Here is a 19037-nt window from a genome sequence, read left to right as displayed (position 1 = left end):
GGGCCTGCCGCACATTGGCACCTTCGGCGAAGTTGCCCGTACGACCATGGTGCAGCACGCCTTTCGCGTGCTGACCGATGACAAGATAAAGACGCACCTGATCGCCTTTTCCGATGACATGGATGGCCTGCGCAAGGTGCCGGACAATGTCCCGAACAAGGACATGCTGGAGAAGCATCTCGGCAAGCCATTGACCCAGGTGCCGGATCCGTTTGGCACTCATCCGAGCTTCGGCGAGCATAACAATGCGCGTCTGCGTGCGTTCCTTGACCACTTCGGTTTCGAATACGAATTCATGTCGTCGACCGAGTGCTACAAGTCCGGCCGGTTCGATCAGGCGTTACTCAAGGTATTGGCGCGCTTCGACGAGGTGATGGCAATCATGCTGCCGTCACTACGCGAAGAGCGCGCCGCGACCTATTCGCCGTTCCTGCCGATCGATACGAAAACCGGCATCGTTTTGCAGGTGCCGGTGACCGGGCATGATGCAAAGGCCGGCACCATTACTTACAAGGATCCCGACACCCAAATGCCGGTGACGACACCGGTCACCGGCGGCGGCTGCAAGCTGCAATGGAAGCCGGATTGGGCAATGCGGTGGGTCGCGCTCGGCGTCGACTACGAAATGGCGGGCAAGGACCTGATCGATTCTGTCAAATTGTCCGGCGAAATCTGCCGCGCGCTCGGCGGCGTCGCTCCGGAAGGCTTCAACTACGAGCTCTTCCTCGACGAGAAGGGCCAGAAGATCTCGAAATCGAAGGGCAACGGCCTCACCATCGAGGAATGGCTGACCTACGCCACCCCCGAAAGCCTCGCCCAGTTCATGTTCCAGAAGCCCACCGCCGCGAAGCGTCTCTCGTTCGACGTGATCCCGCGCGCGGTGGACGACTATCTGAATTTCCTCGACGCCTATCCGCGTCAGGACTGGAAGCAGCGGCTCGGCAATCCGGTCTGGCACATTCATGCGGGCAATCCGCCGCCGTCCGAGACGCTGGAGCACGCGGGCGAGGCCAAGGGGACGAGCGTCTCCTTCTCCATGCTGCTCAATCTCGCCGCCGTCGCCAACGCCGAGGACCCGGCCGTGCTCTGGGGCTTCCTGCGCCGCTACGCGCCGAGCGCGAGCCCGCAGAATCATCCGCGCCTCGACCGGCTGGTCGGCTATGCGGTCGCCTATTTCCGCGATTTCGTGAAGCCGGCGAAGGTCTATCGCGCCGCCGACGAGGTCGAGCGCGAGGTGCTGCAAAAGATCGACGCGACGCTCGGCGCCCTGCCGGCGGGCGCGACGGCGGAAGAGATTCAGGCGGCGCTTTACGACGTCGGCCGCGCCGTCCCGCGCTATCAGGACTTCGCGGCCAAGGGCGCGACGCCGGAGCGGCCGGGGGTCTCGAACGACTTCTTCAACATGCTGTACGAGGTGCTGCTCGGCGAGAAGAAAGGGCCGCGCTTCGGCTCCTTCATCGCGCTTTATGGCGTGGCGGAGACGCGCCAGCTCATCGCCGACGCCCTCGCCGGCGCCTTTGCCGACGCGCCCGCCTGATGCGCGCAGCGGAAGCCAATATCCTCATCATTCCGGGTTATCTCGACTCCGGCCCGGACCACTGGCAGAGCCGCTGGGAGAAGAAGCTGTCGACCGCGCGCCGCGTGGCGCAGCGCGACTTCGCCCGCCCGGACCGCGCCGAATGGACGGAGACCATCCGCCGCGAGATTCTCGCCTCGGCCAAGCCGTCCGTGCTGGTCGCCCATTCGCTGGGCGTGATCGCGGCGCTGCACGCCGCCCAGCAATTGGGCGACAGGATCGCCGGCGCCTTTCTGGTGGCGCCGCCCTCGGATGCGGTGATTCGGGAGATGCCGGCGGTGGATTCGACCTTTCTGCCGATCCCCCGCGCGCGCCTTCCCTTCCCCGCCGTGGTGGTGGGAAGCGACAACGACCCTTACGCCGCCCCCTCCTTCGCCCGCCGGCTCGCCGAGGACATCGGGGCGCGGTTCATCGACGCCGGCGCCGCCGGCCATATCAACGCCGACAGCGGCCACGGCCCCTGGCCCGAGGGCTCGCTCGCCTTCGCGCATTTTGTCGCAAAGCTTTAGGTGCGCCTCGGGCGGAGGGCCTGGCCGAGGGGCGAACCGCCCCCGCGGGCTTTTGGCGGGATCGCCGCGCAGGGGCGCTTCGGCGCCCATTGACTTCGCACGCGCACCCTTCTAACGCTGCGCCAAAATGAGGCCGGCGCGCTGCTGGTTGGGGAACCGCAGACGCCATTGGGGCGCGCGTCAGGCAGCAAAGAAAATCCGCAATCGGCAGGAGCCGTGTCGTCACCCGGCCCCGGCGACCCGCCGCTTCCCGGAAAGGCAGAGCATATGTCCCTGAGAGTTTCAGGCAAGAACATCAACATCGGCGAAGCGCTGCGCACCCATATCACGCAGCGCCTGGAGCAGGCGGCGTCCAAATATTTCGACGGCGGCGTCAGCGGTCATGTCACGATCGCGCCCGAAGGGTCGGGCTATCGCGCCGATTGCAGCCTGCATCTGACCTCGGGGATCGTGCTGCAGGCCGACGGCCGCGCGCAGGAGCCCTACGCCACCTTCGACCAGGCGGCCGATCGCCTGGAAAAGCGGCTGCGCCGCTACAAGGAGCGGCTGAAGGCCCACCATGACGGCCATGCCCAAGAGGCGCCCGAAGTGGTGCCCTATCAGGTGCTCGAGGCCCCGGATGAGGAAAGCGTCCCGACGCCCGAGTTCAGCCCGGCCGTGGTCGCCGAGACGACGACCAGGCTGCGCCGCCTGTCGGTCTCGGCCGCCGTGCTCGACCTCGACATCACCGGCGCCCCGGTTCTGGTGTTCCGCCATGCAAATACCGGCCGCGTGAATATTGTCTACCGCCGGAGCGACAACAATATCGGTTGGATCGATACGCCCGCCGGCGAATAGGCGCCTTTCCCGAAGGCGCCGTGCGGGAAGGGAGAAATCCGCTGGAAGGTCATCTTCTCGGCTTTCTCGGCATGTATCTTGCGATTTCCTTCACGGGCGCTGGCGCGCAGCATGAAGGCTTTTCCAACGCTTGAGAGATAGGGCGTCGAATGCGGCTCACGGATCTTGTCACGCCGGAGGCAGTCATCGCCAATTTGCGGGCGACGACGAAAAAGCAGCTCCTTCAGGAACTGAGCGAGCGCGCGGCGAAGCTCTCGGGTCTCTCGGCGCGGGAGATATTCGACGCGCTGCTGCACCGCGAGCGCCTCGGCTCGACCGGCATTGGCGAGGGCATCGCCATTCCGCATGGCAAGCTCGCGAAAGTGAAGTCGATTTTCGGGATTTTCGCCCGCCTCGATCGGCCGGTGGAATATGAGGCGCTCGACGGCGCGCCGGTTGATCTGGTCTTCTTGCTGATCGCGCCCGAAACATCGGGGGCCGATCATCTCAAGGCCCTCGCCTGCGCGGCGCGGATGCTCCGCGACCCTGGCCTGGTCGCAACCATCCGCGCCACGCGAGACCATGACGCACTCTACTCATTAATCGCGCAGCGGTCTAAACCACACGCCGCGTAACGCTCTGGATTGCGGGCGTCTTAAACAGACGCCCGCTTCTGCCCGCCGCCGTGAGAGGCGTGACCGCCCTTACGGCCAGCTTCCGACGCGAGATTGTGGTCGCGAGAGAAGCTGCGCTTCGCCGGATTGACGCTCTGCCCACCCTTGCGACCGGCGCGCGCCGCAAGCTCAGGGTTCTGTGAGAAGCTGCGCTTTTCATCCGGGACGCTCTGCCCGCCTTTTCGCGCAATTGCGCGCTGCTTCTCAGGGTCCATCGAAGCAAAGCCGCGATTGGACTTCTTCACTACTTCCTGCATGGTCGCCTCCTGCCCCCAGCGCCACGCCTATAACTTGCCGAATCGGCCAAGGTTTCCGCAATAGTGGATAATACGTAGCCAAGCTTGCGCAGGCCGCGAAAGATACTGCGGCTTGTACTTACCAAAAATCAGGCGGTTGGGTTCAGGCGCCCCTTCGATGAGAGCGGCGATTGAAAAAAAGCGCCTGGCTGATCACCGCCTTGAGGCTGTCGACGCTGAACGGCTTGGTGACGAGAAAGGCCGGCTCCGGCGGCGCCCCGGTCAGAAAACGTTCGGGATAGGCGGTGACGAAAATCACCGGCGTGGCGAAAGCGTCGAGAATGTCGTTGACGGCGTCGAGCCCCGAACTGCCGTCGGCGAGCTGAATATCCGCGAGAATCAATCCGGGCCGGGCGTTCGCCATCGCGGACACCGCTTCGCGGCGCGTGCGCGCCATGCCGACGACGCTGTGTCCGAGTTCCTCGACAATGCTGCGCAAATCATGCGCGATCAGGGGCTCGTCCTCGATGATGAGCACCTCGGTGGCGATCTGCCGGGCGATTTCCGCATTTGCGACGTCGATGAAATCCGCGGCGGCGCGTTCCGAAACGCCGAGCGTGTCGCCCACCTGTTCGAGATCGAACCCTTCGAGGGCGTGAAGAAGAAAGGCGACGCGCGGCTTCAGGGCAATGGCGTCGAGACGGCGGCGCGCCTCGTCGTCGGCGAACGCCGGATCCGGCTGGGCGATCGCGCCCGACGCCCAGACGGCGACGAACTGCTTGTAGAGAGAAATCCGAAGGTCCTCGTTCGCCTCGAGTTTTCGCGGGTCGGCGACGATGGTTTCGAGCGTGGCGAGCACATGGGCGTCCCCGCCTTCACGGGTCCCGACAAGGGCTCTGGCGAAGCGGCGGAGATAGGGGAGATGGGCATAAAGTTCTTTCGAAACAGACATCTCAAGCGCACCTCGCGAAAACGGCCGCGAAACGAAAGGACCCCGGAGCCCGGCGGTTGCGGCAAATCGGCGCGCAAAAATTAAGGAACCAATCCATGAGCGCGGCGTTTTGCTAACCGTGCAGCGCACTATATCGCGGCGGAACGGGTCCGCCACACAAATCATGACTTTGCAGAATGGGGGCTCCATGGTGAAAAACAGTCCGGAGAACGCCGTTGCGCGCGCGCAGTCCGACGAGGACAAGGCGTGCTCCGACGGGCGCCGTTTTCCGGCACCGCTCCCCAGAAGCCTGGCGGCGGTGGCGGCCGGGCTGGGCGTGGGCGCCGCCCGCGTCCCGGAAGCGGAAGCCTCAGCGGGCGTCAATGGCCTGAAACTCAGGAAACAGAGAGGTAACCCGGAGCAAATGCGGCATCAGGACATTGGAGACGTGATCGGCAAGGAGCTCCAGAACCTCTACGACGATCTCGTGGCGCAACCGGTTCCGGACCGCTTTCTGAATCTCTTGAACCAGCTGGAAAAGAATATGGTATCCTCGGGCCGGTCGGTAGGCGCGCCCGGGGAGAGAGAGTGAGCGAAGAGGGGCTTGAACCTGGCGATGGCCAGAGCCTGAAGCGGGACCTCATCGCGTCGATCCCGAGCCTGCGCGCCTTCGCCGTCTCCATCTGCGGCAATCCCGACCGCGCCGACGATCTCGTCCAGGAGACGCTGGTCAAGGCGTGGGGGAGCCTCGGCTCCTTCGCCGAAGGCACCAATCTCACCGCCTGGCTCTTCACCATTCTCCGCAACATCTACTACAGCGAATTTCGCAAGCGGCGGCGCGAGGCCCCTGATCCCGACGGGGCCATCGCGGCGCGGCTCGTCGCGCCCGACAGCCAGCACGCCCATATGGATTTCCTCGATTTCCGCGAGGCGCTCCAGAAACTCCCCCTCGACCAGCGCGAGGCGCTGATCCTCGTCGCGGCGTCGGGCATGTCCTATGAGGAGGCGGCGGACATCTGCGGCTGCGCGCCGGGCACGATGAAGAGCCGGGTCAACCGCGCCCGCAACCGGCTCAATGAGCTCATGTCGCTCCCCGCCCGGCCCGGACGCGAGAGCGCCGAGGCGCGGCCCGCCGTCGCCCTGACCCCCGCCAGCCGAGATTGAACGCGGACGAGAAATGCCGCATAGGGGCGTCAGACCCTTTTCGCCCCACCTTTGCGCGCCGCCTGTCCTGCGCGGCGCCTCTCCCTGCGAGCGAGACACATGACTGACGACAGCCGCATCGAACGTGATTCCTTCGGGGACATCGCCGTTCCCGCTTGGGCCTATTGGGGCGCCCAGACCCAGCGGTCGCGCGAGAATTTCCCGATCGGCGGCCAGCGCATGCCGATCGAGGTCGTCCACGCCCTGGCGCGCGTGAAGCTCGCCGCGGCGCGGGTCAACGCGTCCAAGGGCCTCATCACGCCGGAGATCGCCGAGGCGATCGTCGCGGCGGCGCAGGACATCATCGACGGCACGCTCGACGAGCATTTTCCGCTCGTCGTCTGGCAGACCGGCTCCGGCACGCAATCGAACATGAACGTCAACGAGGTGATCGCCAATGTCGCCAACGAGCGGCTGGGAGCGGGCCGCGGCGCCAAGGCGCCCGTGCACCCCAATGATCACGTCAATTGCGGCCAGTCCTCCAACGACAGCTTCCCCACCGCCATTCACGTGGCCTGCGCGCTGGAGATTTCCGGCAAGCTGCTGCCGGCGGTGGAGCGCCTGCACGCGGCCTTCGAGCGCAAGTCGTCGCAATTCGCCCATCTCGTGAAGATCGGCCGCACCCATCTGCAGGACGCCACGCCGGTGACGCTGGGGCAGGAGTTTTCGGGCTATGCGGCGCAGGCGAAATATGGCGCCGCGCGCATTCGCGCGACGCTTCCGGATCTCTTCGCTCTGGCGCAGGGCGGCACGGCGGTGGGCACCGGCGTCAATACGGCGAAGGGCTTCGCCGAGGAGGTCGCCGCCAATCTCGCCAGCCAGACCGGCCTGCCCTTCGTGACCGCGCCCAACAAGTTCGAGGCGCTCGCCGCGCATGACGCCATCGCCTTCTCGCATGGCGCGATCAATGCGCTCGCCGCCGGCCTCTACAAGATCGCCTGCGACATCCGCCTTCTGGGCGCGGGTCCGCGCGCCGGCCTCGCCGAACTGCGCCTGCCGGAAAACGAGCCCGGCTCCTCGATCATGCCGGGCAAGGTCAATCCGACGCAGGTCGAGGCGATCACCATGGTCTGCGCGCGCGTCTTCGGCAATCAGCAGACGATCACCTTCGCCGCCTCGCAGGGCCATCTCGAACTCAATGTGATGAAGCCGGTGATCGCCTTCTCCATGCTCGAATCCATCGATTTGATGGCGACGGGGATCGACAGCTTCATCACCCGCTGCGTGGACGGCATCGAGGCCGACGAGGCCAATCTGAAGCGCTTCCTCGACCGGTCACTGATGCTGGTCACCGCGCTCGCGCCCACAATCGGCTATGACGCCGCCTCCAAGATCGCCCGCGCCGCGCACAAGAACGGCACCAGCCTCAAGGAGGAGGCGCTGGCCTCGGGCAAGGTGACCGAGGCCGAGTTCGACGCGATCGTGCGGCCGGAGAAGATGCTGGCGCCCAATGACTGACGCGGTCGTCCCCCGCGAGGGGGGCGGACGCCGCAAGACGCGCGCGCCACGCAAGGCGCGCGCGCCACAAAGGTGACACGAGAGTTTGCGCAAGCTGTGCGTTATCGGCGGCTGGCCAGTGGTTCTTTGACGATGTCTCTTCATCAGCGCGTGTTTCGCGGCGGTCTCGCCGTCCTTCTCCTGCTCGGCGTCGCCGCCTGCAGCGGCCGTCCGCATGGCGTTCTGGTCGCCACCCATCAGGCGGCGCCGGGCGTGAGCCTCGTCGACATGCTGGTGGCGACGACCCGCGCGCCGGATGAAACACAGCCGGGGGAAATGTTCTCCGGCGAGCGCGGGGCCGGCTTCTCCTTCGCCGACATCGTCGTCTCCCTTCCGCCGGACGCCTACCGCACCGTCGGCGAGGTGCAATGGCCGCAGGGCGAGACGCCCGATCCCATGCGCGACTTCACGACCGTGGAGGCGACCGTGCTGAGCAAGGATGCGGCGATCGCGGCCTTCGACACGCGCATCGCCAAGACCCCGAGGCGGCAGGCGCTGGTTTTCATTCACGGCTACAATACGCGTTTCGCGGAAGCGGTCTATCGCTTCGCGCAGATCATCCACGACTCGGACGCCTCGGTCATGCCGGTGCTGTTCACCTGGCCCTCGCGCGGCCGGCTGCTGCAATATGGCTACGATCGCGAGAGCGCGAATTACTCCCGCGACGCGCTGGAGAAGCTGCTGCAATATCTCGTGAACGACAGAAACGTCGGTGAAATTTCCATCCTCGCCCACTCCATGGGCAATTGGGTGACGCTGGAAGCGTTGCGCCAGATGGCGATCCGCGACCATGGCCTGCCGAAGAAGATCGCCAATGTGATGCTGGCGGCCCCCGACGTCGATTTCGACGTGTTCCGCCGCCAGGTTCTGGCGATGGAGGTCCGGCCCTCCCTCTTCACCATCTTCGTTTCGCGGGACGACGAGGCGCTCGCCGTCTCGCGCCGCGTCTGGGGCGACGAGCCCCGGGTCGGCGCCATCGATCCGGAGGCGGAGCCCTATCGGAGCGTGCTGGAGCGCAACAACATCACGGCCGTCGATCTGACCAAGATCTCCTCTCCGGACAGCATCGGCCACACCAAATTCGCCGAGGCGCCGCAGGTGGTCCGCGCGATCGGGGCGCGGCTCGCGACCGGCCAGCCGCTCAATGACGGTCAGGCGGGCGTCGGCGAGAAGCTGGGCCTCGTCGCCGCCGGGGCGGCGTCGACCGTGGGCGCGGCGGCCGGCGTGGCGGTGGCGGCGCCCTTCGCCATCATCGACCCGCGCACGCGCGAGAATTTGAGCGAGCGCTTCGACGCCATCGGAGACGAGGCGGGCCATACGGTGGAAAGCGGCGGCCACATCCTGCCGCCGGCCCGATGACCGGGGCGTCGCCGCCCGACGGATGGAGCGGGCGCCTCGCGGCCGCCGCGCTTTCCGCCGGCCCGATTGTCCTGGCGGCGCTGCTCGGCGGCGCCGCGACCACGCCCAATATCGCGCCCTGGTATGCGGCCCTCGCCAAGCCGCCGCTGACGCCGCCCAGCTGGGTCTTCGGCCCCGCCTGGACGACTCTCTATGTGCTGATGGGGATCGCCTTCTATCGCATCCTGCGGCTCGATCCGGCGACACCGGGGCGGTCCCCGGCCATCGCGCTGTTTGCGGCGCAGCTCGTTCTCAACGCCGGCTGGTCCGTCGCCTTTTTCGCGGCGCAGTGGCCGCTGTTCGGGCTTGCGGTCATCCTGCCGCTGGAGGCGCTGATCCTCGCGACGCTCCTCGCCTTCCGGCGGCTCGACCGGCTCGCGGGCGCCTGTCTCATCCCTTATGCGCTATGGGTCGCCTTCGCGACCTATCTGAACGCCGGGATCTGGGCGCTGAACGGCTTCTAGCCCTTGCTCCCCAGTAACCACCAGAAGTCTTCCTCGGTTATTTCCCCGTCGTCGAGTTGCGTCATTAAGGCTGAAAGAACTCGCTCAGCCTCCAGGTCACCTTGGTTCTTCTCTATCCATGCCCCAATGCGATTCACACGGGCGACCCGTTTAGCATGTCTTTTAGCGTGCTCCCAAAGCTCTTCTTCGGTTATCTCGCCCGTTTCCAACCGGGCGAGGAGGGGCCGGCACTCCTCAGGATTCTTAGCTATCCACGTTTCCAGCGCCTTTTTACGTGCACGTCGGTCAGCAATGTATTGCCAAAGTTCATCATCGGTTATGTCGCCCGCTTCGACGCGAGCGAGGAGCGTCTGAGCAACTTCGGGGTTCTCGGCCGCCCAAGTGGCTATTATCTTTTTCCGAGCGGCCCGTTCCGCCGGCCCGGCTTTCACCAAAGTCGCCATGAAATCACTATCCCGCGCCCCCCTTTGCGAGGCACGGGCCGGCATGGGCGGCAGCTAGGACAGTTGCCGTCTCAGTTGGGGACAACGGAAATGGTATGTTCCTAGTGACCGCGCTCTCAAGCTTCGTGCAGAGTTTTCAAAAAAGCAGCTACGTTGGAGTGTCTTACGGCCGTTTGCGGTGGTCGCGGTGGACGTCGGTTTTTGCAAAGATGTCATTAAGCCAATTTCGCTGGCTATCTGACAAAGTTGTATCCTCGCCGTATTTTTCTAGCTTTTCAAATATGCTATCAAGAAAACTCATGTCTCCGCCATTCAAGCTATCGTGCGATAGAGCTTTTAATATTTGCTCTTTGAGGATTGGGGCTTCTTTTTCTTGAAGCACGATCGGATCCTTGGAAAAATTTTGTAAAAATCAATTCAGGCTGCGATCACTGGAGATATCTTTCGCTTCCATCGGATGATTGAGTATTTCCGTGACAGACTCCACGGTGATGTCCCCGATATGTGAAAGGTTATCATCAATGTCTGCCTTTATTTTCTCGACTGCTTCTTCGGGAGAATCGGCTATGACTTGATGCATTGCTCTCGAGGGATCGAGGAATGAGAATACAACTTCATAAATATTCATGATTGTGCCTCGCCGTAATGATCTTAACTTAGACCACATACATTGAGCCCCACCCTTTCTGCCAAGGCTCAACTGCGGCCATAAAGGAACAAATAGTGCACAAAGCTGTAGCTTGTCAATAGCGCTCTATCAAACGCGCCCCGGATTCCTGGCTGGCTGTGACGCCCGCAGCGGCGCGCGCGATCCTTGAACCTCGTCAAAGCGATGCGATTCGCTCCCGGCCGACCCAGAGCGACGATGTGCGGCGAGTTAAGATGGTCGCAGGACGCTCGGCCTTAAAAACATGCCGGCGACCTGATCGGAAGGAGAGGTCGAACCATGAGAGTGGCGCTGCCGCATTAGATTAGAACGGCGCCTGCCGCGCCGCCGCGACATAAGCGTCGGCGTCTTCCTTCAGCAACAGCCGCTCCCTGACCAGCTTGTCGGCCACGACCCGCATGGTTGCGACGAAATAGGCCCGCGACCCATAGCGCTCGGTCAGCGAAAGGCGCGGATCGCCCGATTTCTCCCTCTCCGCTTTGGTGGGAGAGAAGGGGATCGCGGCGCCGGCGGCGCAGGGCGGACCCTTGCTGTCCTTTCGCGCATTGAACCCCGTGAAGGTCGCAATCGGCAGCGCCTGATCCGGCAGGCGCAGCCCGGAGGTTTCATTGCCGTCCGCGTCGATCCTGGGAACCTTGCGCTCGCCCGGCGGCGGCGATGGCCATCCGGGCGTCTTCGGCCAGCGGAGCGTCTCCGCCGCGACGAGATCAGCCTCGGCGGGGACCCGCGAGGCCGGGGGTTTGACCCCTTTCGTCCAGTCGTCGAGCACGACCAGCAGGGCGCGAAGCGCCGGGGCGCCGGAGCGCTCACTGACGGGCGCGGCGCAATTGGCCGCAGTGGCCGCCTCCGCCGTCCCGGCGAGGAAATAGCTGCGGCGGGTCTCCGTCTCGGGATCCGTGGCGGGTCGCGGCGGTGCGCGCCAATAGGCGTCGGCCCCCCATGTCTCGATGACGCGCCGCGTCTTCGCGGCCTCTGGCGCGTCCTGCAAGAGCAGTCCGTCGAAGGCGGCGGCGGCGGCGAGCGCCGCGCCGCTCTCGCCCCTGCCCCGGCCCAGAAGCCGTTTGGCGCCCGCCGCGACGCGCAGGCGGGGAGAAAGATCGGTCAGCGCCGTGGCGCGCGCCGGCGCCGGAAGCTTTTGCAGATCGACCGCCGCGACGGTCATGCCGCGCGCCACGGCGAAGGCGGCAAGGCCGTCGTCCGGGGCGGCGTCGACCAGGAGCGCCGCGTTTGGCGCGGATGTTCCGGGGCGCATCAGACGCAGGTCAAGCGCGTAAGGCTTTCCGTCGATCATGAGGGAGGCGCGCGCCAGACCGTCCTTTTCCTGGAAGCTGACGACCTCAGCCGAGGCCGGGGCCAAGGCCGCCGGCGCCGCGCAGAGCCAGATGATCCGCTTCCGCATGCACAATATCCCCCGCCCGCGCCCATTCGGCGGCGATGCCGAGATCGCCGATGAAGCGCGCCCATTGCTCCCGCTTATCCGCTTCTTCGGTGAGCCGCAGCAGAAAAGAGGGATGGATGGTGGCGAGGAACGTCGTCTGCGCGTCGAGGTCGACGAGTTTCCCGCGCAGGCGCGCGACCGCCCCCGAGCGGCCGAGCACGCCGCGAATGGCCGATGCGCCGAGGGCCACGATGAGGCCCGGCCGCACCAGCATCCGCTCGTGATCCAGCCACCAGCGGCAGGCGTCGATCTCGCCGGCGTCGGGTTTCCTGTGCAGACGGCGCTTGCCGCGCGGCTCGAATTTGAAGTGCTTCACCGCATTGGTGACGAAACATTCCTCCCGGGGCAGGCCGACCCTGGCGAGGGCCTTGTCGAGGAGCCGCCCGGCCGGTCCGACGAAGGGCCGGCCGGACAGGTCTTCCGCGTCGCCCGGCTGCTCGCCGACCAGCATGACGCGCGCGCCGCGCGGCCCCTCCCCCGGCACGGCCTGGGTGGCGTTCCGGTAGAGCGGGCAGCGGGTGCAGATTTCTTCCTCGGCGCCGAGCGCCGCGAGGGTCAGGAATTCGGACATGGAGGCAGAACGCATGGGACGCGGGGCGGGTTCGCCCCGCAGCCGCATCGGTCCCGGATCGCGCGCGAGCGGCTCAGCGCCTCAATGGGCGGCCTGCGCCTGTTCCCGGGTCAACGCCATCTTGGCGCGGCGGCGGTCGACGGAGGACGGGATTTTCAGACTGTCCCGATATTTGGCCACCGTGCGCCGCGCAATGTCGATGTCCGCCGCCTTGAGCCGGGCGACGATGGCGTCGTCGGAGAGCACGTCGTCGGGCGCCTCGCGGTCGATCATCTGCTTGATGCGGAACCGCACCGATTCGGCCGAATGCGCCGCGCCGCCGCTCGTCGTCGCGATGGAGGCGGAGAAGAAATATTTGAGTTCGAAGATGCCGCGCGGGGTCATCATGTATTTGTTGGAGGTGACGCGCGAGACCGTCGATTCATGCATGCCGATGGCGTCGGCGATGGTGCGCAGATTGAGCGGGCGCAAATGCTCCACGCCCTTGGCGAGGAAGGCGTCCTGAAGCCGCACGATCTCGGAGGCGACCTTGAGAATCGTGCGGCTGCGCTGCTCCAGGCTCTTGGTGAGCCAATTGGCGTTTTGCAGGCAGTTGGAGATGAAGCTCTTGTCGGCGTCGCGCGCCGTGGCGCTCACCCTGGCCGCGTAGCTGTGGTTGACGAGAACGCGCGGCAGGGCGTCGGAATTCAGCTCCACATGCCAGGAGCCGTCGGAGGCGGGACGAACGATGACGTCCGCGACGAGCGGCTGAACGGGCGCGTCGCCAAAGGCGCGGCCGGGCTTGGGGTCGAGCGCGCGCAGCTCCGCCGCCATGTCGGCGACGTCCTCCGCGTCGACGCCGCACAGTTTCGCGAGCTGTGCGAAATCGCGCCGTGCGACGAGCGGCAGATTGGCGACGAAGATCTGCATCGCCGGATCGAAGCGGTCGCGCTCCCTGAGCTGAATGGCGAGGCATTCGGCGAGGTCCCGCGCGCCGACGCCCGAGGGCTCGAAGCTCTGGATCAGCGCCAGGACCGCGTCGGTCTCGGCCGGATCGGCGTCGAGGCGCGCGGCGATCTCCGGCAGGCTTTCGCGCAGATAGCCGGTCTCGTCGATCCCGTCGATGATCGCCTGGCCAATGAGCCGCCGGCGCGGGTCGGGGCAGGCGAGCGCCAATTGATCGGCGAGATGGTCGTGCAGGCTGGGGCGCGCGGCGACATAGGCCTCGAGATTGGGCGCCTCGCCATCCTCGCCGCCGCCGCCGGCGCCCGTCCAGGAGGTCGCCGACAGGCCGGCGCCTTCCAGCGCCTCGCGCGGCGCCTCGGCGCTGACCGCCGGACCCTCCGGCTGAAAGGCGTTGCTCATGTCGGCGCCGAGATCGGAGGAGAGGGTGGCGGCGTCGACCGCGAGCGTTTCCCGCGCCCAGTCGCCCTCATGCGGCTCACCTGAAAAGTCGTCGCCGGCGCCAGCGTCGAACTCGGCGGCGAAGGCCTCGGCGGTCTGCTGCTCCCGCGCCGGGGCGTCGTCGCCCTCCTGCGTCTCGAGCAGGGGATTGCGCTCCAGCTCCTCGTGGAGAAAGGCGGAAAGTTCGAGATTGGAAAATTGCAGGAGCTTGATCGCCTGCAGGAGCTGGGGGGTCATCACCAGGGTCTGGCCCTGGCGCATCATCAGCTTGGTCGAAATCGCCATCTGCGCACCCGCACGCTTGCCACATGGCCGTCCCGGCGGCCTGTTTCTTGCTTATAGCATGGCGGGGACAGCGGGGCAGGACCAAAGAGTCGGCGCCCTGATCATAGAAACGCTCAAGGGTTAATCAACGGCCCACGATGCGGCCGCTCATTTTGAGAAGGGCGTCTAAAGCGCGGCCCTACATGCGGAAATCTTCGCCGAGATAGATGCGGCGCACGTCCGGGTTGGCGACGATGGCCTCGGGCGGGCCTTCGGTGAGCACATGGCCGTTGTAGATGATATAGGCGCGGTCGGTCAGTCCCAGCGTCTCGCGCACGCTGTGGTCGGTGATGAGCACGCCGATGCCGCGCGCCTTCAGATGCCGCACGAGATCCTGAATGCCGCCGACGGCGATCGGGTCGATGCCGGCGAAAGGCTCGTCGAGCAGCATGAAGGACGGATGCCCCGCCAGCGCGCGGGCGATCTCGCAGCGCCGCCGCTCGCCGCCAGAAAGCGCCACCGCCGGCGTGTGGCGCATGCGGGTGAGGCGGAATTCCTCCAGAAGCCCTTCGAGCTCGTCCCGGCGCTTCTTCTCGTCCGGCTGGGTGATCTCCAGCACGGCGCGGATGTTGTCCTCCACCGAAAGCCCCCTGAAGACGGAGGCTTCCTGCGGTAGATAGCCGATGCCGAGCCGCGCGCGGCGATACATGGGCAAGGGGGTGACGTCGTAGCCGTCGAGCGAAATGACGCCCCGGTCGGGCTTCACCAGCCCGGTGATCATGTAGAAGACGGTCGTCTTGCCGGCGCCATTGGGGCCGAGCAGGCCCACCGCCTCGCCGCGCCGCACATGAAGGCTGACATCCTCCACGACCCGGCGCGCCTTGTAGGACTTGGCGAGATTATGGACGGAGAGCAGGCCCCGCCCGTCATAGCCCGGCTCTTCGAGATAGGCGCCCGCCGCGAAGTCTCTCCCGCCGTTTTGCCCGCCGGCGCCCTGGCCCTCGGGGCTGGCGGCCTCGGCTCCCTCGGCCGTTCTGGCTTGCGCCCAGCGCGGCGCGTCCTCCGGGATGGAGCCTGAATTTTCGGCGCCCGCGTCGCCGCGCCAGTCGGCTTCGGCCAGATTATCCTGCTTGTGCGAGGACGCCGCCGGACGCAGGCGCGCGCGAATCGCGCCGAGCGCCCCGGGAAGGGACTGCGCGGCGGCGCGAAGGCGGGCCGAAAGGGCGGCGAAAATGCTCAATGGGCGTCCGTCGCTAAAGCGCTTTCCGCCGAAGCGGGGACCGGTCGGCGTCGGAAAGCGCGGCAAAACTTCAGGAAGAGCGCAAGACCCCCGCCGCCCCACCGCCCGTTCTTCCCGCCGGGCGGCGTCGATGCTTCCTAACCCAGGCCGTCGCCCATCGCCAGTGGGCGCGCCGTCGCGCCCCGGACGCAGGCCCGCAAGATCACGCCCAGGGGCGGGACTGCGCGGCGACCTTCTCGAAGGCGTCGATCCTGTCGGCCTTCTGAAGGGTCAGGCCGATGTCGTCGAGGCCGTTGAGCAGGCAGTGCTTGCGGAAGGGATCGACGTCGAATGTCACGACGCCGCCGTCCGGTCCCCGAATCTCCTGCGCGGCGAGGTCGATCGTCAGGGTGGCGTTGGCCCCCCGGCTGGCGTCGTCCATGAGCTTGTCGAGCTCGGCCTGCGTCACCTTGATCGGCAGAATGCCGTTCTTGAAGCAATTGTTGTAGAAAATGTCTGCGAAGCTCGTCGAGATGACGCAGCGCAGGCCGTAGTCGAGCAGCGCCCAGGGCGCGTGCTCGCGCGACGAGCCGCAGCCGAAATTGTCGCCCGCGATGAGAATGCGCGCCTGCCGGTAGGCGGGCTGGTTGAGGACGAAATCGGGGTTTTCCGAGCCGTCCTCGCGATAGCGCATCTCGGAAAACAGGCCCTTGCCGAGACCGGTGCGCGCAATCGTCTTCAGATATTGCTTGGGAATGATCATGTCCGTGTCGACGTTCATGATCGGCAGCGGCGCGGCGACCCCTGTCAGCGTCGTAAACTTGTCCATTTTCGGCCTGGCGCGTTTTGTGGAGGTGACGCGCCCTTTAGCAAATTGACAGGCCCACGCAAAGGGGCGGCGCGGAAACGCCCGCCCATTCTGGCGCGTTTGCCACGGGCAAGCTGCGGCCTCCCGCCCGGGCGAGCGCCCGATTTTCGCCGCCGTCCGCATTCCATGCGCCGGCAAAGCGCGCTAAGAAGGCGTCCTCACGGCGCATTTCGGACTGTCCATGATCCCCCAGGCCTGGCTCATCGAGGCGATCGGCTATTGCGCGGCGGCGGCGAACGTCTTCGTCTTCGTCTCCAATACGATGATTCCGCTGCGCCTCGCGGCCATCACGGCCAACGCCCTCTTCGCCGCTTACTTCTATCTGAAGGGCTATCTCCCGCTCTTCGCGCTCAACGCCTGCATGGCGCCGATCAACGTCTTCCGCCTGCGCCAGATGCGCCGCCTCATCCAGGACGTGCGGCAGGCGACGCAGGCGGCCAATGACGGCGAATTCGACTATGAATGGCTGCGCCCCTTCATGAAGCCGGTCCAGCTCTCCGAAGGCTTCACGCTCTATCGCAAGGGCGATTTGTCCGAGGACGCCTTCTTCCTCGTGCATGGCGAGATTTTCCTGATCGAGCCGCAGGTGACGCTCAAGGCGGGCGCCTTCTTCGGCGAGATGGGCCTCTTCACCGAGGAGAACCGCCGCACCGCCTCGGCGGTCGCGATCTCCGACGTCGATCTGCTGTGCGTGCGCTACGACGAGCTTCTGGAGCTCGCGGCGCAAAACCCGCAGTTCGGCTTCTATCTGATGAAACTGATGATGCGGCGCATGCAGCAGAATGTCGAGCATGCTCGCGCCGTCGCGCCGCCGACCGCGCCGGCGTCCGCCTCCTGAACGGCGAGCGAGGCGCCCGGCGCCGGCGCCTTGCAATTTGCCGGACGCCGTGACGGGATGGCGCCAAACAAGACTGGAAACGCCTGGAGCAGCCGATGTCCGAGAAACGTCACCCGGTCCCCGAGGGCTGGAAGAAGAAGGCCCGCATCGACGACGCGGCCTATCAGGCGCTCTATCGGCGCTCGCTCGAGGATCCGCAAGGGTTCTGGGCCGAGCAGGCGCAGCGCATCGACTGGATCACGCCCTTCACGACGGTGAAGCATACGAGCTTCGACACGCATAATGTGTCGATCCGCTGGTTCGAGGACGGCGCCACCAATGTCGCGATGAACTGCATCGACCGGCATTTGCCCGCCCGCTCCCATCAGACCGCGATCATCTGGGAAGGCGACGATCCCGCCGTGTCGCGGCACATCACCTATTGCGAATTGCACGAGCAGGTCTGCCGCTTCGCCAATGTGCTCAGGAAGCACGGCGTCCGGAAGGGCGACCGCGTCACGATCTACCTGCCGATGATCCCCGAAGCCGCCTTCGCCATGCTCGCCTGCGCGCGCATCGGCGCCGTGCATTCCGTGGTCTTCGGCGGCTTCTCGCCAGAGGCGCTCGCGGGCCGCATCGAGGACGCGGCCTCGGAAGTGGTCGTCACCGCGGACGAGGGCCTGCGCGGCGGCCGCCGCGTGCCGCTGAAGAGCAATGTCGACGAGGCGCTGGAGAAGGTGGACGGGGTCAGATCGGTGATCGTCGTCACCCGCACCGGCGCGGCGGTCGACATGGTTCCGGGCCGCGATGTCCGCTACGAGGAAGAGGCGGCGACGGTCCATCCCGACTGCCCCTACGCCGAAATGAACGCGGAAGACCCGCTGTTCATCCTCTACACCTCGGGCTCGACCGGGAAGCCCAAGGGCGTCGTGCATACGACGGGCGGCTATCTCGTCTATTGCGCCCTCACCCATGAAGCCGTCTTCGATTATCGCGACGGCGACGTCTACTGGTGCACGGCCGACGTCGGCTGGGTGACGGGCCACAGCTATATTCTCTACGGCCCGCTCGCCAATGGCGCGACCACGCTGATGTTCGAGGGCGTGCCGAACTATCCAAACGTCTCGCGCTTCTGGGACGTGATCGACAAGCATGGCGTGAACATCTTCTACACGGCGCCGACCGCCATTCGCGCGCTGATGGCCGCCGGCGAGGAGCCGGTGAAGAAATCGAGCCGCAAGTCGCTGCGCCTGCTGGGCTCGGTCGGCGAGCCGATCAATCCGGAAGCCTGGGAATGGTATCACCGCGTCGTCGGCGAGGGGCGCTGCCCCATCGTCGACACCTGGTGGCAGACGGAGACCGGCGGCATTCTGATCTCGCCGCTGCCCGGCGCGACGGACCTCAAGCCCGGCTCCGCGACGCGGCCACTGTTCGGCGTCTTTCCCGAAATCGTGGACAGCGCCGGCGTGGCGCTCGAAGGCGCCTGCGAGGGCAATCTGGTCATTCTCGATTCATGGCCCGGACAGGCGCGCACGGTGTTCGGCGACCATGAGCGCTTCGCGCAGACCTATTTCTCCGCCTATCCCGGCAAATATTTCACCGGCGACGGCGCCCGGCGCGACGCCGACGGCTATTACTGGATCACCGGCCGCGTCGACGACGTCATCAACGTCTCGGGCCATCGCCTCGGCACGGCGGAAATCGAGAGCGCGCTGGTCGGGCACGACAAGGTCTCGGAGGCGGCGGTGGTCGGCTATCCGCACGATCTCAAGGGTCAGGGCATCTACGCCTATGTGACGCTGATGGACGGCGTGCATGCGACCGAGCATCTGCGCAAGGAGCTGGTCAAATGGGTGCGCGAGGAGATCGGCCCCATCGCGACGCCCGACGTGATCCAGTTCGCCCCCGGCCTGCCCAAGACGCGCTCCGGCAAGATCATGCGGCGCATCCTGCGCAAGATCGCCGAAGGCGAATTCGGCGCGCTGGGGGATACGTCGACGCTGGCCGATCCGGGCGTGGTGGAGGAGCTGGTAAAGAACCGGCCCGGCGCCCAGGCGGGATGA

Annotated in this window: 21 protein-coding genes; 11 read left to right on the top strand and 10 right to left on the bottom strand. The window is 66.0% G+C overall.

The features are described from left to right. The 4 genes from ACR652_RS13545 to ptsN all read left to right on the top strand — a co-directional run. On the top strand, nucleotides 1–1537 hold a 1537-nt coding region (locus ACR652_RS13545; protein ID WP_434507018.1), incomplete at its 5' end, for a lysine--tRNA ligase. Next, entirely contained in the window at nucleotides 1537–2085 is a 549-nt protein-coding gene (locus tag ACR652_RS13540) for an RBBP9/YdeN family alpha/beta hydrolase (protein ID WP_434507017.1), read from the top strand. The genes ACR652_RS13545 and ACR652_RS13540, both read left to right, overlap by 1 nt. A 267-nt stretch (nucleotides 2086–2352) precedes the next feature. Further along, complete coding sequence (gene hpf, locus ACR652_RS13535) at nucleotides 2353–2922, top strand: ribosome hibernation-promoting factor, HPF/YfiA family (protein ID WP_434507016.1); 570 nt, start codon at nucleotides 2353–2355, stop codon at nucleotides 2920–2922. A gap of 149 nt (nucleotides 2923–3071) precedes the next feature. Next, the gene (gene ptsN / locus ACR652_RS13530) at nucleotides 3072–3536 is read left to right on the top strand and encodes a PTS IIA-like nitrogen regulatory protein PtsN (protein WP_434507015.1); all 465 of its coding nucleotides are present in this window, start codon (nucleotides 3072–3074) and stop codon (nucleotides 3534–3536) included. A 20-nt stretch (nucleotides 3537–3556) separates the two neighbouring features. On the opposite strand, the gene ACR652_RS13525 is transcribed toward ptsN, so the two are convergent. Both ACR652_RS13525 and ACR652_RS13520 read right to left on the bottom strand, forming a co-directional pair. Beyond that, nucleotides 3557–3832 carry a KGG domain-containing protein gene (locus ACR652_RS13525; protein ID WP_434507014.1) on the bottom strand — a complete coding sequence of 92 codons (276 nt, stop codon included), beginning with the start codon at nucleotides 3830–3832 and terminating at the stop codon, nucleotides 3557–3559. A gap of 142 nt (nucleotides 3833–3974) precedes the next feature. Then, a complete protein-coding gene (locus tag ACR652_RS13520) occupies nucleotides 3975–4763 on the bottom strand; it encodes a response regulator (RefSeq protein ID WP_434507013.1) in 789 nt (262 codons plus the stop codon). A gap of 187 nt (nucleotides 4764–4950) precedes the next feature. Between ACR652_RS13520 and ACR652_RS13515 the strand changes: the two genes are divergently transcribed. The 5 genes from ACR652_RS13515 to ACR652_RS13495 all read left to right on the top strand — a co-directional run bounded on the left by ACR652_RS13515 (nucleotide 4951) and on the right by ACR652_RS13495 (nucleotide 9304). Further along, on the top strand, nucleotides 4951–5334 hold the full coding sequence (locus tag ACR652_RS13515) for a NepR family anti-sigma factor (protein WP_434507012.1): 384 nt from the start codon (nucleotides 4951–4953) through the stop codon (nucleotides 5332–5334). Continuing rightward, nucleotides 5331–5906: a sigma-70 family RNA polymerase sigma factor gene (locus ACR652_RS13510; protein ID WP_434507011.1), complete on the top strand. Its 576-nt coding sequence runs from the start codon at nucleotides 5331–5333 to the stop codon at nucleotides 5904–5906. Before ACR652_RS13515 ends, ACR652_RS13510 begins: the two co-directional genes overlap by 4 nt. Nucleotides 5907–6005: 99 nt before the next feature. Continuing rightward, complete coding sequence (gene fumC, locus ACR652_RS13505) at nucleotides 6006–7403, top strand: class II fumarate hydratase (protein ID WP_434507010.1); 1398 nt, start codon at nucleotides 6006–6008, stop codon at nucleotides 7401–7403. A gap of 132 nt (nucleotides 7404–7535) precedes the next feature. Next, a complete protein-coding gene (locus tag ACR652_RS13500) occupies nucleotides 7536–8801 on the top strand; it encodes an alpha/beta hydrolase (protein WP_434507009.1) in 1266 nt (421 codons plus the stop codon). Continuing rightward, the gene (locus ACR652_RS13495; protein ID WP_434507008.1) at nucleotides 8798–9304 is read left to right on the top strand and encodes a TspO/MBR family protein; all 507 of its coding nucleotides are present in this window, start codon (nucleotides 8798–8800) and stop codon (nucleotides 9302–9304) included. The genes ACR652_RS13500 and ACR652_RS13495 overlap by 4 nt, the downstream gene beginning before the upstream one ends. Here the strand turns inward: ACR652_RS13495 and ACR652_RS13490 are convergent. The 8 genes from ACR652_RS13490 to leuD form a co-directional block, all read right to left on the bottom strand. Continuing rightward, the gene (locus tag ACR652_RS13490; protein WP_434507007.1) at nucleotides 9301–9747 is read right to left on the bottom strand and encodes a hypothetical protein; all 447 of its coding nucleotides are present in this window, start codon (nucleotides 9745–9747) and stop codon (nucleotides 9301–9303) included. The genes ACR652_RS13495 and ACR652_RS13490 overlap by 4 nt on opposite strands. A gap of 163 nt (nucleotides 9748–9910) precedes the next feature. Next, nucleotides 9911–10129 carry a hypothetical protein gene (locus tag ACR652_RS13485; RefSeq protein ID WP_434507006.1) on the bottom strand — a complete coding sequence of 73 codons (219 nt, stop codon included), beginning with the start codon at nucleotides 10127–10129 and terminating at the stop codon, nucleotides 9911–9913. 30 nt (nucleotides 10130–10159) lie between these two features. Then, nucleotides 10160–10375: a hypothetical protein gene (locus ACR652_RS13480; RefSeq protein WP_434507005.1), complete on the bottom strand. Its 216-nt coding sequence runs from the start codon at nucleotides 10373–10375 to the stop codon at nucleotides 10160–10162. Nucleotides 10376–10718: 343 nt separating this feature from the next. Then, complete coding sequence (locus tag ACR652_RS13475) at nucleotides 10719–11813, bottom strand: alpha/beta hydrolase domain-containing protein (RefSeq protein WP_434507004.1); 1095 nt, start codon at nucleotides 11811–11813, stop codon at nucleotides 10719–10721. Next, entirely contained in the window at nucleotides 11752–12423 is a 672-nt protein-coding gene (locus ACR652_RS13470; protein WP_434507003.1) for a UdgX family uracil-DNA binding protein, read from the bottom strand. The genes ACR652_RS13475 and ACR652_RS13470 overlap by 62 nt, the downstream gene beginning before the upstream one ends. 81 nt (nucleotides 12424–12504) lie before the next feature. Next, nucleotides 12505–14091, bottom strand: coding sequence for an RNA polymerase factor sigma-54 (rpoN, locus tag ACR652_RS13465; RefSeq protein ID WP_434507002.1), 1587 nt, complete (start codon nucleotides 14089–14091; stop codon nucleotides 12505–12507). A 178-nt stretch (nucleotides 14092–14269) separates the two neighbouring features. Beyond that, nucleotides 14270–15310 (bottom strand): LPS export ABC transporter ATP-binding protein, encoded by a 1041-nt coding sequence (lptB, locus tag ACR652_RS13460; protein ID WP_434507001.1) that lies wholly within the window; start codon nucleotides 15308–15310, stop codon nucleotides 14270–14272. Between the two features lie 202 nt (nucleotides 15311–15512). After that, entirely contained in the window at nucleotides 15513–16118 is a 606-nt protein-coding gene (leuD, locus tag ACR652_RS13455; protein ID WP_434507000.1) for a 3-isopropylmalate dehydratase small subunit, read from the bottom strand. Nucleotides 16119–16338: 220 nt separating this feature from the next. Between leuD and ACR652_RS13450 the strand changes: the two genes are divergently transcribed. Then, nucleotides 16339–16995: a Crp/Fnr family transcriptional regulator gene (locus ACR652_RS13450; RefSeq protein ID WP_434506999.1), complete on the top strand. Its 657-nt coding sequence runs from the start codon at nucleotides 16339–16341 to the stop codon at nucleotides 16993–16995. 95 nt (nucleotides 16996–17090) lie between these two features. Further along, nucleotides 17091–19037, top strand: a complete 1947-nt coding sequence (gene acs / locus ACR652_RS13445) for an acetate--CoA ligase (RefSeq protein ID WP_434506998.1) — start codon at nucleotides 17091–17093, stop codon at nucleotides 19035–19037.

It is taken from the genome of Methylocystis sp. (assembly GCF_051061225.1).
Classification (GTDB): domain Bacteria; phylum Pseudomonadota; class Alphaproteobacteria; order Rhizobiales; family Beijerinckiaceae; genus Methylocystis.
This window is presented reverse-complemented; position numbering and strand designations above follow the sequence as displayed.

Excerpts from the sequence above, each read along its gene's own strand:
- ACR652_RS13540 (WP_434507017.1), top strand. The coding sequence starts at position 1,537 with ATGCGCGCAGCGGAAGCCAATATCCTCATCATTCCGGGTTATCTCGAC.
- hpf (WP_434507016.1), top strand. The coding sequence starts at position 2,353 with ATGTCCCTGAGAGTTTCAGGCAAGAACATCAACATCGGCGAAGCGCTG.
- ptsN (WP_434507015.1), top strand. The coding sequence starts at position 3,072 with ATGCGGCTCACGGATCTTGTCACGCCGGAGGCAGTCATCGCCAATTTG.
- ACR652_RS13525 (WP_434507014.1), bottom strand. The coding sequence starts at position 3,832 with ATGCAGGAAGTAGTGAAGAAGTCCAATCGCGGCTTTGCTTCGATGGAC.
- ACR652_RS13520 (WP_434507013.1), bottom strand. The coding sequence starts at position 4,763 with ATGTCTGTTTCGAAAGAACTTTATGCCCATCTCCCCTATCTCCGCCGC.
- ACR652_RS13515 (WP_434507012.1), top strand. The coding sequence starts at position 4,951 with ATGGTGAAAAACAGTCCGGAGAACGCCGTTGCGCGCGCGCAGTCCGAC.
- fumC (WP_434507010.1), top strand. The coding sequence starts at position 6,006 with ATGACTGACGACAGCCGCATCGAACGTGATTCCTTCGGGGACATCGCC.
- ACR652_RS13500 (WP_434507009.1), top strand. The coding sequence starts at position 7,536 with ATGTCTCTTCATCAGCGCGTGTTTCGCGGCGGTCTCGCCGTCCTTCTC.
- ACR652_RS13495 (WP_434507008.1), top strand. The coding sequence starts at position 8,798 with ATGACCGGGGCGTCGCCGCCCGACGGATGGAGCGGGCGCCTCGCGGCC.
- ACR652_RS13490 (WP_434507007.1), bottom strand. The coding sequence starts at position 9,747 with ATGGCGACTTTGGTGAAAGCCGGGCCGGCGGAACGGGCCGCTCGGAAA.
- ACR652_RS13480 (WP_434507005.1), bottom strand. The coding sequence starts at position 10,375 with ATGAATATTTATGAAGTTGTATTCTCATTCCTCGATCCCTCGAGAGCA.
- ACR652_RS13475 (WP_434507004.1), bottom strand. The coding sequence starts at position 11,813 with ATGCGGAAGCGGATCATCTGGCTCTGCGCGGCGCCGGCGGCCTTGGCC.
- ACR652_RS13470 (WP_434507003.1), bottom strand. The coding sequence starts at position 12,423 with ATGTCCGAATTCCTGACCCTCGCGGCGCTCGGCGCCGAGGAAGAAATC.
- rpoN (WP_434507002.1), bottom strand. The coding sequence starts at position 14,091 with ATGGCGATTTCGACCAAGCTGATGATGCGCCAGGGCCAGACCCTGGTG.
- leuD (WP_434507000.1), bottom strand. The coding sequence starts at position 16,118 with ATGGACAAGTTTACGACGCTGACAGGGGTCGCCGCGCCGCTGCCGATC.
- ACR652_RS13450 (WP_434506999.1), top strand. The coding sequence starts at position 16,339 with ATGATCCCCCAGGCCTGGCTCATCGAGGCGATCGGCTATTGCGCGGCG.
- acs (WP_434506998.1), top strand. The coding sequence starts at position 17,091 with ATGTCCGAGAAACGTCACCCGGTCCCCGAGGGCTGGAAGAAGAAGGCC.